Source organism: Pseudomonas anguilliseptica (assembly GCF_900105355.1).
GTDB lineage: Bacteria > Pseudomonadota > Gammaproteobacteria > Pseudomonadales > Pseudomonadaceae > Aquipseudomonas > Aquipseudomonas anguilliseptica.
Genome location: NZ_FNSC01000001.1, coordinates 1100452 through 1114556, shown reverse-complemented (window position 1 = coordinate 1114556; position 14105 = coordinate 1100452). Strand labels below are relative to the sequence as shown.

Annotated in this window: 9 protein-coding genes; 6 read left to right on the top strand and 3 right to left on the bottom strand. The window is 63.7% G+C overall.

The genetic code is table 11. The annotated features are described in order from the left end of the window. Positions 1–40: 40 nt before the first annotated feature. Entirely contained in the window at positions 41–1825 is a 1785-nt protein-coding gene (locus BLW24_RS05400) for a ShlB/FhaC/HecB family hemolysin secretion/activation protein (protein ID WP_090377658.1), read from the bottom strand. 442 nt (positions 1826–2267) lie between these two features. Here BLW24_RS05400 and BLW24_RS05395 point away from each other — a divergent pair, with 442 nt between their 5' ends. Continuing rightward, positions 2268–4046 (top strand): acyl-CoA dehydrogenase C-terminal domain-containing protein, encoded by a 1779-nt coding sequence (locus BLW24_RS05395; RefSeq protein WP_090377655.1) that lies wholly within the window; start codon positions 2268–2270, stop codon positions 4044–4046. A gap of 198 nt (positions 4047–4244) precedes the next feature. On the opposite strand, the gene BLW24_RS27110 is transcribed toward BLW24_RS05395, so the two are convergent. Further along, positions 4245–4949, bottom strand: coding sequence for a methyl-accepting chemotaxis protein (locus BLW24_RS27110; protein ID WP_420875028.1), 705 nt, complete (start codon positions 4947–4949; stop codon positions 4245–4247). A gap of 1359 nt (positions 4950–6308) precedes the next feature. Beyond that, entirely contained in the window at positions 6309–6902 is a 594-nt protein-coding gene (locus BLW24_RS05385; RefSeq protein ID WP_090377649.1) for a HutD/Ves family protein, read from the bottom strand. Positions 6903–7168: 266 nt separating this feature from the next. Here BLW24_RS05385 and hutI point away from each other — a divergent pair, with 266 nt between their 5' ends. The 5 genes from hutI to hutH all read left to right on the top strand — a co-directional run bounded on the left by hutI (position 7169) and on the right by hutH (position 14060). After that, the gene (gene hutI / locus BLW24_RS05380; protein WP_090377645.1) at positions 7169–8404 is read left to right on the top strand and encodes an imidazolonepropionase; all 1236 of its coding nucleotides are present in this window, start codon (positions 7169–7171) and stop codon (positions 8402–8404) included. Then, positions 8394–9347, top strand: a complete 954-nt coding sequence (gene hutG, locus BLW24_RS05375; protein WP_090377642.1) for a formimidoylglutamase — start codon at positions 8394–8396, stop codon at positions 9345–9347. The genes hutI and hutG overlap by 11 nt, the downstream gene beginning before the upstream one ends. A 120-nt stretch (positions 9348–9467) precedes the next feature. After that, on the top strand, positions 9468–10793 hold the full coding sequence (locus BLW24_RS05370; RefSeq protein ID WP_090377637.1) for a YjiH family protein: 1326 nt from the start codon (positions 9468–9470) through the stop codon (positions 10791–10793). Positions 10794–10845: 52 nt separating this feature from the next. Then, entirely contained in the window at positions 10846–12528 is a 1683-nt protein-coding gene (hutU, locus tag BLW24_RS05365; protein WP_090377633.1) for a urocanate hydratase, read from the top strand. Then, positions 12525–14060, top strand: a complete 1536-nt coding sequence (gene hutH / locus BLW24_RS05360; protein WP_090377630.1) for a histidine ammonia-lyase — start codon at positions 12525–12527, stop codon at positions 14058–14060. The genes hutU and hutH overlap by 4 nt, the downstream gene beginning before the upstream one ends. The last annotated feature ends 45 nt before the right edge of the window (positions 14061–14105 follow it).

The window sequence follows — 14105 nt, the reverse complement described above, 5'->3', positions numbered from 1 at the left end:
AGGCTTCGCGCGTAGACCCGCAGTTCTGTCGGGCGATGAGCTAGAGCGACAGGCTCAGGCGCATCAGCCAGATTTCTGGTTCGTGAGAGAAGGTTTGCGGGCGGCGCAGGCTGCGCTGGTAATCCAGGTCCAGCCGCAGGTCGTGCCAGTTCAGGCTCAGGCCGGCACTGGCGCCGGCCAGCTGCTCCGGAGCGACGCCGTGATCGGCCTTGACCCAACCGCCATCCAGGCCCAGGCGCGGTGTTAGCAGCAGCCCATGCTCGAGCTGTCGTGGCAGCCGCAGGGTGTTGCGCCAGATGGCCGCGCTGGCGCCGGAGGCCGAGTTGCGGCGAAATCCCCGTACCGCCGAGTCGTCGCTGGCCAGGACTTGCTCGATGGCCGGCAGTGGGTCGGGGCTGTACTGCAGCGATAACTGGCTGTGCCACTGCCAGGGCTGAGTGGCGAACAGGCCATTGCGCCATTGACCGAGGCTGGCGCGCCATTTGCGAAATTGCGGGCGTGGCAGGTCGTCGAACAGGCGTTCATCGTCGCGATCGGCACCGAACCAGGTCAGGCCTTGGGCATAGCCGAGATCAAGGTTCCACGTGGCGTTGTCGAGCCAGAATAGGCTGACTCCGGCCTCGGCCACGGTCAGGGTCGGGCTCTGGATCTGCAAGCGCTGGTTGAGGAACAGACTTTCGACACGCTTGTGCGCGAGCTGCAGGTTGCCGCTCAACTGATGGCGCTGGCCGCGCCACAGAACGCGGTCCAGACGCAGGCTGAACTGGTCGGTGCGGCCCTCGCTGTCCACGGTCTGCTGGCTCAGGTGCACCGGCGCCCAGTATTCGGCGCGGCTGGCGAATAGAGCCAGGTTCCAGTAGCCATAAGGCACGCTGTAGTAAAGGCTGCGACTGCGACTGCGACTGCGACTGCGACTGCGACTGCGACTGCGACTGCGACTGCGACTGCGACTGCGACTGCGACTGAAGCGGGCGTCGCTGTTGAGCGTGTCGCTCAGGCTCAGATTGAAGTAGTCGTTGAGCTCCAGTGGGCTGTCCAGGCTCAGACTGAGCGTGGCGCGGTCGCGCCCGGTGCTGGCGCTGCCGAGGTTGTCCAGACCGACATCCAGCCCCCAGCGTTTCATCAGGGCGCGTGGGCGGATGATGATGCGCGAGCCGCCTTGCAGCGTGCCGGGGGCGATGTCGGCTGTGAGATCGAAGGCGCGCAGACGATTGAGCTGGTCGAGGCCCTGTTCCAAATCGCGCAGATTCAGCGGCTTGCCGAGCATGCCGGGGAAGGCGCCACGCAGTGACACCGCTAGCGTTTGGTCGGCCAGTTCGATGGATTCGACGAAACCCTCTTCGACCAGAATATCCAGCGACTGACCGGCTGCCGGAGGGCTGCTGAGGTAAGGGCGGCTGGCGATATAACCGGCCTCGACATACGCCTGTGTGATGGTACTGAGCAACTGGTTGATCTGCCCGACGCCCATGCAGGGGGCGATCAGCGGTTGCAGTCGCGCATCCAGCTCGGAGCGCTCAAGCAGGGTGACACCGCCAATTCGGGTACCACTCAAGTGCCAGCACTGGCTGTCTTGCTCGGCGTTCGTTGGCTGTGCCTGTACGGCGCTGTCGGTGGAAAAAGCGCCACGTTCGAGCTGGCGCTGGCGCTGCTGCTGTTGCAGTTGTCTGAGTTCGTGCTGTTGCAGTTGCTGCTGACGCAAGCCCTCAGTGTTCTGGGCAGGAGCTTCTGCCGCATACAGCTGTGGGCTGGCGGCTAGCCACAAATTACAGAGCAGAGGCAGGTGCAAACGCAAACGGCAGGCGCCAAGAAAAGCTTTAAACACGCATACATCCTTGTCGTAATTGGTTAAGCGGCGAAACGCTGACAATTGATGGATGGCAAACACTAATCTGGACTAGGCCAGTATTACCCCGTGCTTAAGTAGAGTTGACGTGAGCCTGGTTGTTACATCACGAAAGCTGCTCGAGGGGGGATTCCTGAAAAATGAGAACTGTTTGGCGTATTCCAGGCCTGCTTATGGGAAGTTATCCCGCTGGCTTAAGCGGGCCTCGCCGACATGTGTCGCCAAACTCAGAATTGGGGCGGTGGAGTGGCGTTGCTTCTGGCGAGCGGTAGTTAGCTCAGGGGCTGTGAGGTATCGGTGCTGCGGGTTTTGATACTGCTTGTGAATTAGTGGTCACAACGCGACCCTATGTGTCTGAAAAGTTGTTCGGGTAAACTCAAAACACTTCTGTATACCTGTTGGTTCGTTCGAGGATTGCCCCATGGCTGACTACAATGCTCCCCTGCGCGATATGCGCTTCGTGCTCAATGAAGTGTTTGAAGTTTCCAAGCTGTGGGCGCAATTGCCGGCCCTGGCTGAAGTGGTCGATGAAGACACTGCAGCGGCGATTCTCGAAGAAGCCGGCAAGGTCACCGGCGGCGTGATCGCCCCGCTGAACCGCAGAGGCGACGAAGAAGGCTGCTCCTGGACTGACGGCGGGGTGAAAACCCCAGCCGGCTTCCCGCAGGCCTATCAGACCTATGCCGAAGGCGGCTGGGTAGGCGTGGGCGGCGACCCGGTATTCGGTGGCATGGGTATGCCCAAGGTGATCTCTGCCCAGGTCGAGGAAATGGTCAACTCGGCCAACCTGTCGTTCGGCCTGTACCCGATGCTGACCGCCGGTGCCTGTCTGTCGATCAACGCCCACGCCAGCGAAGAGCTGAAAGAAAAATACCTGCCGAACATGTACTCCGGTGTTTGGGCCGGCTCCATGTGCCTGACCGAACCGCATGCCGGCACCGACCTGGGTATTATTCGCACCAAAGCCGAGCCGCAAGCTGATGGCAGCTTCAAGATCACCGGCACCAAGATCTTTATCACTGGTGGTGAGCACGACCTGACCGAGAACATCATCCACTTGGTATTGGCCAAGCTGCCGGACGCACCGGCTGGCCCGAAAGGCATCTCGCTGTTCCTGGTGCCGAAAGTCATGGTCAATGCCGACGGTTCGCTGGGCGAGAAAAACTCGCTGTCCTGCGGCTCCATCGAACACAAGATGGGCATCAAGGCCTCTGCCACCTGCGTGATGAACTTCGACGGCGCCACCGGTTGGATCGTCGATGCGCCAAACAAAGGCCTCGCTGCCATGTTCACCATGATGAACTACGAGCGTCTGGGCGTGGGCATCCAGGGCCTGTCCCTGGGTGAGCGCAGCTACCAGAACGCCGTGGAATACGCCCGCGACCGTATCCAGAGCCGTGCGCCGACCGGCCCGGTGGCGAAAGACAAAGCCGCCGACCCGATCATCGTGCACCCGGACGTGCGTCGCATGCTGCTGACCATGAAAGCGCTGAACGAGGGCGGCCGTGCCTTCTCCAGCTACGTGGCCATGCAGCTGGACACTGCCAAGTTCAGTGAAGACGCCGCCACCCGCATGCGTGCGGAAGAGCTGGTTGCCCTGCTGACCCCGGTGGCCAAGGCCTTCCTCACCGATATGGCGCTGGAAACCACCGTACACGGCCAGCAGATCTTCGGCGGCCACGGCTTTATCCGCGAGTGGGGCCAGGAGCAGCTGATTCGCGACTGCCGCATCACCCAGATCTACGAAGGCACCAACGGCATCCAGGCGCTCGACCTGGTCGGCCGCAAGGTGGTCGGCAGCGGCGGTGCGTTCTACAAGCACTTCGCCGAAGAGATCAAGGCCTTTACCGACAGCGCCGACACCTCCCTGGCCGAGTTCGTCAATCCGCTGAAAGACGCCATCGCCAACCTGGAGCTGATGACCAGCGACCTGCTGGAGCGCGCCAAGGCCAACCCGAACGAAGTCGGCGCTGCCTCGGTCGAGTACCTGCAGGTGTTCGGCTACACCGCCTACGCCTACATGTGGGCCCTGATGGCGCGCACCGCGCTGGCCAAGCAGGACCAGGATGAGTTCTACGTGAGTAAACTGGGTACCGCGCGTTTCTTCTTCGCCCGCCTGCTGCCGCGTATCCACTCGCTGACTGCATCGGTCAAGGCCGGTAGCGAGAGCCTGTATCTGCTGGATGCTGCGCAGTTCTAAAACTGGCGCTGCAAAAACAAAAAGCCCCGGCCTAAACAGTCGGGGCTTTTTTCTGACTATGTATCAAGTCCGCGTTGTATTGGCCGCAGTGGGTCGGGTGCGCCGTGCGCGCGGCGCACCCTACGACGTCGCGCGCCATCACGCTTAAGCGCCGAAGCCCAGCGCAACATAGCCCTGGTGCCCTCTACGCCGCACCGCTTATAGGCGGAAGCTGCCCATCTGCGTGGCCAGGTTGTCGGACAGCTTGCGCAGGGTCTTGCAGTCCTCCTGGCAGTGCTTGGCCTCATCGGTGGTCGAGTGGGCAATATCGGCAATGCCCTGGACGTTGCGGTTGATTTCCTCGGTCACCGATGACTGCTCCTCGGTGGCGGTAGCCACCTGGGTGTTCATATCGCTGATGTGTTCGATCTGCTGGGAAATGGTCTGTAACGACTGTTGGGTGTGCTGGCTTTCCTCGACCCCGGTAGTGGTCGCGGTTTGCCCGGCCTGCATGGAGGCCACCGCCGTCTCCGCGCCACGTTTGAGTCTCTCGATCATCTGTTGGATCTCGTCGGTGGAGCCCTGAGTGCGTCCGGCCAGGGTGCGTACCTCATCGGCCACCACGGCGAAGCCGCGACCCATTTCACCGGCGCGCGCCGCTTCGATGGCGGCGTTCAGGGCCAGCAGGTTGGTCTGCTCGGAAATTCCGCGAATCACCGACAGCACCTGGTCGATGGAGCCGATCTGCGCGGCCAGTTCGGTCACCGCCTGGGCCGCCGAGCCTATGTCGTCGGCCATTTGCTTGATGTGTTGCACCGAGTCGTTGACCACCCGGTCGGCCAGATGGGCCTCATCCTGGGCGCTCTTCGAGGCATGCGCCGCGCTGCTGGCGTTGTGCGCGATCTCCTGCACGGTCAGGCCCATCTCATGCACGGCGGTGGCCACCAGGTCGGTCATCTGGTTCTGCTGGGCGGCGCGGCTTACCGTGTTGTCGACCATCTCGGAGACCTCGGCCACCGCGCTGTGCAGACGGGCGCTGCTGTCGAGGGCGTCACCTATGAGTTTTTTCAGCCGGTCGGTCATCCGTTGCACGTTGCCCAAGGCGCTGTCCGGCTGCGCTGGGGGGATGGTTACACCGAGGTTGCCGGCGGCCAGTTCATTGAGCACCTGGTCCAGCACCGCAGGTTTGGCGCCCAGCTGGTTGATGGTCTGGCTACGGCCGAGATGGATCAACAGGATAATTTCGCCGATCAGGGCGACCAATACCGCGACGAACAAGTTTTGCCCTTGGCTCAAGGCCTGATCGGCCTGGCGCACTTCGGCGGTGGTGCGCTTTTCGACCAGGGCGAAGAAGTCATCCACCGGCTGCATGATCTTGGCTTTGTAGTTGTGGTAGTCCTTGCCATGCACCAGGTTGCGCGCCAGCTCCAGGTCGGGTGAACCGTCGACGCTGTAGTTGCCCTGGGCATCTGTGAACTTGCCCTTGACCGCGTTCATCGCCTTGACTTCGAGCTGTACCAGGCCGTCGGAATTGGCCTGGGCCTGCTGCAACTTGGCAAACTCGTCTTCGGTAAAGCCGGCCTGGCGCATCAGGTCGGCCAGGGCCACGGTTTCGCCGTCCGGCCGTGGTTTGCTGTTGCCGGCGGCGACGAAGTCCCAGTAGATCCGGTGGTAGCTCTGCGGGCGCGGCGCCTTGCCGTTGCGGATATCGAGTATCTGCAAGTACTCACGCTCGTACTCGGGGTCGGTGCTGACCACATAGGTGCGACCCAGGCGGGTCAGGTCGTCGGAGCTCTGGCGCAACTCATCGGCCAGCAGGTAGGAGGCGTAGCGGTTGTCGCCGACCTGACGCAGCTCGGACGCCGCCTGTTTCATCGCGAAGAAGGTATAGAGCAGGGCCAGAAAGGTGGCCGCTATAACCAGCAGCAAGGCGGGAATGGCCTTAGACAGGGTGGCATTGTTCATGGGCATCAGACCTCTGGGATGGGTGAGCCATGGTGCGCCATAGGCCAGCCGCGAAGCGGTGTAGAGCGTGCAGCGGTTAGTACACTGTCCCTGTTTATAGTTGTGGCTGTGTCGCCTTACCGTCAGAGCTGGCTAAGGTTCCCGAGCCGGCGTTGAAGCCGATTCGTGCCATGGTGACTCGTCTACCTGGCTGCGCAGTAGTGGTTGGCGTCGGCAGGGCAGGGGCGATGGACTGGCCGTTGCTCCCTGTTAGTTGAGGCTAGCCTAGCTACGGCGACTGACAAGGTAGCTGGGCGAAAGACGGCCGGCCTCTGGTCGCTAGCGCGGTAGCGGACTCAACCTGGCCAGCAGCAGGTTGCACTGGCCGTCGGTTCGCAGTTGGTAGGGGCCGGGCTCTTGCTCCAGCAGCAGGCCTTGGCCTGCGCCGAACCGCCATTGCTTGCCGCTTGGCAGGCCGCAGTGCAGCGCCTGTCCCTGCTGACAGTAGATAAACAGCACAGCGGCTGCCTGGATCTGTAGTGCCCCCTGCAGCGTCAACTGCTCTAGGTGCTGCCGCCAGCGCTCGCGCCGACTCATCAGATTGAAGTCGTACACGGCGCCGTCGAGCAGCTCGGCCTGGACCTGCAGTTCACCGGCAAAGGCCAGCACTGGGTTGTGGCGGTCCAGGCGCAGGCTCTCCGGTCCGGGCAGGTTCAGCTGCAAGCCGGCGCCTTCGAGCAGTGCCAGGCTGCGGTCGACGCCGGGAAACAGGGAGAAGGCCCCGGCCTGCTCCACCCGGGCACTGCTGATGCGCCAGTCGAAGTCCTCCACGCTGGCCCCTGGCGGGGCTATGGCCAACTCCAGGGTGACCCCGGCGCCATTCTTCCAGGGCAGTTGGCGGGCGGTGCGGCTGTCGATCATGCGTACGCTCATGGCGGTTCCTAGTGGATCCAGTGTATTTGTATATACATAATCTAGGGCGAAGCCTGAGGGGTTAGGGTAGAAGTTTTTTATTTGAGAGTCGTGCAAGGTTTAGTGTAAATCGTATAAGTGCTCAGTAAATATAATTGAATCAGTCAGTTGCAGGCGTATTTGTGTCGCTTATGACTGTCGCTAGCAGGGCAGGTGAGCTGTCGTCTGGGGTTGACGGGCTGGGACTCTACTTCTATTGTATATACAAATTGTTTGCGGAGAGTCTCATGCCTATGTCTGCCCCGCGCCTGTTATGGCGCGATCTCTGTGTGTTTGATGGCTTGCAGGTCGTGCCTGAGCCTATGACGCTGCTGGTCGAGGCGGGCAGGGTGACGGGCCTGTGGCCGGCCAGGGCGTTTCCCGAAGCACTGGCCCAGGGCGCGCAGGAAGCCGGGCGCGGCGGAGTAATGACCCCGGGTCTGGTGGATTGCCACAGCCATCTGGTGTACGCCGGCAATCGCGCCGCCGAGTTCGAGCAGCGCCTGGAAGGGGTCAGCTACGCCGAGATCGCCAAGGCCGGTGGCGGCATCCTCAGCACCGTGCGCGCCACCCGTGCGGCCAGCGAGGACGAGTTGCTGGCGCAGAGTCTGCCGCGCTTGCAGGCGCTGTTGGACGACGGCGTGACCACCCTGGAAATCAAATCCGGCTATGGCCTGACCCTCGCCGATGAATTGAAGATGCTGCGAGTGGCACGCCGCCTTGGCGAGCTGCTGCCGCTGCGTATCACCACCACCCTGCTGGCGGCCCACGCCCTGCCGCCGGAGTTCGCCGGTGACAGCGACGGCTATATCGAGCTGGTGTGCAACCAGATAATCCCGGCTGCGGCCGCCGAGGGCCTGGCCGATGCGGTGGATGTGTTCTGCGAACATATAGGCTTTAGCCCGGCGCAGTGCGAGTTGGTGTTCCAGGCCGCGCAGCGCCACGGCCTGGCGCTCAAGGCGCATGCCGAGCAGTTGTCCAACCTGGGCGGCAGCGCCCTGGTGGCGCGCTATCGGGGCCTCTCGGCCGACCATATCGAGTTTCTCGACGAGGCCGGGGTGCAGGCCATGGCCGCCGCCGGCACGGTGGCCGTGCTGCTACCCGGGGCCTTCCACTGCCTGCGCGAGACCCAGTTGCCGCCCATCGAGCTGCTGCGTCAGCACAAGGTGCCGATGGCCTTGGCCAGCGATGCCAACCCCGGCACCTCGCCGATCTGCTTTCCGACCCTGTGCCTCAACCTGGCCTGCACTCTGTTCCGTTTGACCCCGCGCGAAGCACTGGCCGGTATGACCGCCCACGCCGCCCGTGCCCTCGGCCGCCCAGATCTCGGGCGGATCGAGGTTGGGGCCCCCGCCGATCTGTGCCTGTGGGATGTGCAGCAACCTGCCGAACTGGCCTATGCGGTCCAGCCGGGCCGGCTGCGTCAGCGCATCTTCAACGGCGCCATTAGCTACCGCAAAGAGGCCAACACCTATGCACGCTGATCGCAATTCCATGCAGCTCTGGCAGGGCCGGATCGACCCGGAAGCTGACAGCCCGCGCTGGCATCAGCGCATTCAGGAACTGAGCGCCGACAGCCTGCCTGGCGTGGCGCTGCTCGGTTTTGCCAGCGACGAAGGCGTGCGGCGCAACCATGGCCGCGTCGGCGCGGTGAATGGGCCGTTGGCCATGCGCAAGGCGTTGGCCAACCTGGCCTGGCATCGCCAGGGTGCCGCTTATGACGCTGGTGATGTGGTTTGCGCCGATGGCGATCTGGAAAGCGCCCAGACTCGCCTTGGCCACAACGTCTGTGCGCTGCTGGATGCCGGGCATCTGCCGGTCGTTCTTGGCGGCGGCCACGAGGTGGCTTTCGGTAGCTGGCAGGGCATCGCCGAGCACTTAGCTGGCGGAACCCCACGGATGGCCGCCCCACGTATCGGCATTATCAACTTCGATGCGCACTTCGATCTACGCGACCCGGCCCATGCCCGCTCTTCCGGCACGCCTTTCGCGCAGATCGCCGAGCAGTGCGCCGTACGTGGCTGGCCGTTCGCCTATGCCTGCCTCGGCGTCAGCCGCGCCAGCAATACCCGCGCCTTGTTCCAGCGCGCCGCCGAACTGGACGTGCAGGTGCGCGAGGATCGCGAGATCCGCGAAGGCAGCCTGGCGGCCATCAGCGCCGAGCTGTCGGCCTTTATCGCCGCCTGCGATGCCATCTACCTGACCATCGATATCGATGTGCTGCCGGCCTGCGAGGCACCCGGCGTCAGCGCCCCGGCAGCCCGTGGCGTGCCGCTGGCGCTGCTCGAACCGCTGCTGGAAACCGTGCGCGACAGCGGCAAGTTGCGCCTGATGGACCTGGCCGAACTCAATCCCGAACACGATATCGACAGCCGCACCGCCAAGGTCGCGGCGCGGCTGATCCATCTGTTGACCCTGACCGGCTAAGCGCTACTTGGCCACTTCCCTGACAACAATAAATACAGAGGAATGCACAGATGACACCTTTCACCCAGCACCGCCGCGGCGGCAGCCAGGCAGCCCGTGTGTTGCGCGCGGAGAGCCGTCATGTCTGAACAACTTACGGCGTTCGCCAGCGTGTCCAAAGGCCGTGCCCTGGTCCGGTTGCTCGGCTACAGCCTTATTGGCCTGTTGATCTTCTTTGTGCCGTTCGAGATCGGTGAGCGCAGCACCATCCTCCTCGACCATGCCGCCAGCGCCCTGCAAACCCATGCACGGCCGCTGGTGATCGCCATTGCCATGCTGTTTATGCTCTACGGTGCGCTGCAGCCCTGGCTTAGCGGCAGCTGGCGCGGCGACCTGACGCGCATCGTATTCAGCGTGCTCAAAGTGTTCGGTCTGCTGATTGGCGTGGCCTATCTGTTGCGTGTCGGGCCGGAGACCTTGTACCAGCCGGGCATGCTGCCGTTCCTATTCGACAAGCTGGTGCTCAGCCTGGCGCTGATCGTGCCGCTGGGTGCCCTGGCCCTGGTGTTTCTGATCGGCTTCGGCCTGTTGGAGCTGGTCGGTGTATTGATGCAGCCGGTGATGCGGCCGATCTGGCGCATGCCGGGCAAGTCGGCCATCGATGCGGTGGCCTCGTTCGTCGGCAGCTACTCGGTGGGCCTGCTGATCACCGACCGCATGTACCAGCAGGGCCACTACAGCGTGCGCGAGGCGGCGATCATCGCCACCGGCTTCTCCACGGTGTCGGCGCCTTTTATGGTGATCATCGCCAAGACCCTCGGCCTGATGGAAATCTGGAACCTGTACTTCTGGAGCGCGATGCTGGTGACCTTCAGCGTCACCGCCGTCAGCGCGCGTATCTATCCGCTGTCACGCCTGCCCAGTGAAAGCCGTCCAGAGCCGCAGCTGCAACTGGGTGAAGGCCGTATCGCCAGTGCCTGGCGTGCCGGGCTGAGCCAGGCGGCCAGTGCGCCCTCGCTGCTCAGCGCGCTGCGCGAGACCTTTGTCGACGGCCTGCGCATGACTGCGGCGATCCTGCCGAGCATTCTCGCGGTCGGCCTGCTTGGTTTGCTTGCCGCCAAGTACACCCCGGTCTTCGATGCCCTTGGCGTGTTGTTTTACCCGCTGACCTGGCTGTTCGGCCTGAACGAGCCGATGCAGGTGGCCCGCGCCATTTCTTCCGGCCTGGCGGAGATGTTCCTGCCCGCCATGTTGCTGAAAGACGCCGACATGCTGGTCAAGTTCGTCACCGCCATCGTCTCGGTGAGCAGCGTGCTGTTTCTCTCCGCCTCGATTCCCTGCGTGCTGGCCACGCGAATACCCCTACGTCTGCGCGACCTGTTGCTGGTCTGGCTGCAGCGCACGTTCTTAAGCCTGTTGTTCAGCATTCCGCTGGGCTATCTGGCGCACTATATGGGCTGGCTGTAAGCAGCCGCCCGTTGTTCATGACTCACATCTGGCTGAACTACAGGAGCCTGCCATGACCCGTTTCCGCGATACCGAAATCCGCGCCGCCCGTGGCACCACGCTGACCGCCAAGAGCTGGCTGACCGAAGCGCCGCTGCGCATGCTGATGAACAATCTCGACCCGGAAGTGGCCGAGAACCCCAAGGAGCTGGTGGTGTATGGTGGCATCGGCCGCGCCGCGCGCAACTGGGAATGCTATGACAAGATCGTCGAGGTGCTGACCCGCCTGGAAGACAACCAGACCCTGCTGATCCAGTCCGGCAAGCCGGTGGGCGTGTTCGAGACCCACAAGGACGCGCCGCGGGTGCTGCTGGCCAACTCCAACTTGGTGCCGCACTGGGCCACCTGGGAGCACTTCAACGAGCTGGATGCCAAGGGCCTGGCCATGTACGGCCAGATGACCGCCGGCAGCTGGATCTATATCGGCAGCCAGGGCATCGTCCAGGGCACCTATGAAACCTTCGTCGAGGCCGGTCGCCAGCACTACGGCGGCGACCTCAAGGGCCGTTGGGTTCTGACCGCGGGCCTGGGCGGCATGGGCGGCGCGCAGCCACTGGCGGCAACCCTGGCCGGCGCCTGCTCGCTGAATATCGAATGTCAGCAGAGCCGCATCGATTTCCGCCTGAAGACCCGCTACGTCGATGAGCAGGCCACTGACCTCAATGACGCCCTGGCGCGTATCGACAAGTACACCGGCGAAGGTAAGGCCATCTCCATCGCTCTGTGCGGCAATGCTGCGGAGATTCTGCCGGAGCTGGTCAAGCGCGGTGTGCACCCGGATATGGTCACCGACCAGACCAGCGCCCACGATCCGCGCCACGGCTACCTGCCAATCGGCTGGAGCTGGGACGAGTACGTGGCCCGCGGCAAGACCGAGGAGGCCGTGGTGGTCAAGGCTGCCAAGCAGTCCATGGCCGTGCATGTGCGCGCCATGCTGGCCTTCCAGCAGATGGGCGTGCCGACCTTCGACTACGGCAACAATATCCGCCAGATGGCCCTGCAGGAGGGGGTCGATAACGCCTTCGACTTCCCCGGTTTCGTCCCGGCCTATATCCGTCCGCTGTTCTGCCAGGGCATCGGCCCGTTTCGCTGGGTGGCGCTGTCCGGCGACCCTGAGGACATCTACAAGACCGATGCGAAAGTGAAAGAGTTGATCCCGGACGACGCCCACCTGCACAACTGGCTGGACATGGCCCGCGAGCGCATCAGCTTCCAGGGCCTGCCGGCGCGGATCTGCTGGGTCGGTCTGAAGGACCGCGCGCGCCTGGCCCAGGCCTTCAACGACATGGTCGCCAGCGGCGAGCTGAAAGCGCCGATCGTCATCGGTCGCGACCACCTGGACTCCGGCTCGGTGGCCAGCCCCAACCGTGAAACCGAGTCGATGATGGATGGTTCCGATGCCGTCTCCGATTGGCCGCTGCTCAACGCCCTGCTGAATACCGCAGGTGGTGCGACCTGGGTCTCGCTGCATCATGGTGGCGGCGTCGGAATGGGCTACTCGCAGCATTCCGGGGTGGTGATAGTCGCCGACGGCACCCCGCAAGCCCGCGCCCGTCTCGGCCGCGTATTGCGCAACGACCCAGGCACCGGGGTGATGCGCCACGCCGATGCCGGATATGAGATTGCCGTAGAGTGCGCTCGCGAGCAGGGCCTTGACCTGCCAATGATCGCCGCTACCCAAGGAGCCCAAGCATGAGCCTGTTCACCCTGCACCCCGGCCAGTTGACCCTGGCCCAGCTGCGCGCCGCCTACCAGGCACCGCTGCGCCTGAACCTGGCAGCGTCGGCCTACCCGGCCATTGAGGCCAGTGTGGCTTGTGTCAACGGCATCATCGCCGAAGGCCGCACCGCCTACGGCATCAATACCGGTTTCGGCCTGCTGGCCTCGACCCGCATCGCCACCGAGGACCTGGAAAAATTGCAGCGCTCCCTGGTGCTGTCGCACGCCGCGGGCATCGGCGAGCCGCTGGACGACGCCATGGTGCGGCTGATCATGTTGCTGAAGGTCAACAGCCTGGCGCGCGGTTTCTCTGGCATTCGCCGGCAGGTGGTCGAGGCGCTGATCGCCCTGATCAATGCCGAGGTTTACCCGCATATCCCCGTCAAAGGCTCGGTCGGTGCCTCCGGCGACCTCGCGCCACTGGCGCATATGTCGCTGGTACTGCTCGGCGAAAGCCAGGCGCGGCACAAGGGCCAGTGGCTGCCGGCCACCGAAGCGCTGGCCATCGCCGGTTTGCAGCCAATGACCCTGGCCGCCAAGGAAGGTCTGGCGCTGCTTAACGGCACCCAGGTGTCCACGGCCTATGCCTTGCGCGGGTTGTTCGAGGCCGAAGACTTGTTCGCTGCGGCCACCGTCTGCGGCGGCCTGACTGTCGAGGCTGCCTTGGGTTCGCGTGCGCCGTTTGATGCGCGCATCCATGCTGCGCGTGGTCAGCGCGGGCAGATCGACGCGGCGGCGGTTTATCGTCATTTGCTGGGTGACAGCAGCGAAGTGGGCCGCTCTCACGAAGCCTGCGACAAGGTACAGGATCCGTACTCGTTGCGTTGCCAGCCGCAGGTGATGGGCGCCTGCCTGACTCAGTTGCGCCAGGCCGCTGAGGTGCTGGCGGTGGAAGCCAACGCGGTCTCGGATAACCCGCTGGTGTTCGCTGCCGAAGGCGAGGTGATTTCCGGTGGCAACTTCCACGCCGAGCCGGTGGCCATGGCCGCCGACAATATCGCCCTGGCCATTGCCGAGATCGCCTCGCTGAGCGAACGGCGTACTTCGCTGATGATGGACAAACATATGTCGCAGCTGCCGCCGTTTCTGGTGGCCAATGGCGGGGTGAATTCCGGCTTTATGATCGCCCAGGTCACCGCCGCCGCCCTGGCCAGCGAAAACAAGGCCCTGGCCCATCCGCACAGCGTCGACAGCCTGCCAACTTCGGCCAACCAGGAAGATCACGTGTCCATGGCCCCGGCCGCCGGCAAGCGCCTGTGGGAGATGGCCGCCAACACCCGGGGCGTGCTGGCCATCGAATGGCTGGGCGCCTGCCAGGGCCTGGACTTCCGCGAAGGGCTGAAAAGCTCGCCGTTGCTGGAACAGGCGCGTCAGGCCCTGCGTGCGCAGGTGCCGTATTACGTGGAAGACCGCTTCTTCGCCCCGGATATCGAAGCGGCTAATGCCTTGCTCGCCGAGCGTGTGTTGACCCCGTTGTTGCCGAACGGGGTATTGCCATCGCTGGCGTGAACCGTGCGGCCCTTTCCATGGTGGGAGAGGGCAGGTAAGCCGGTT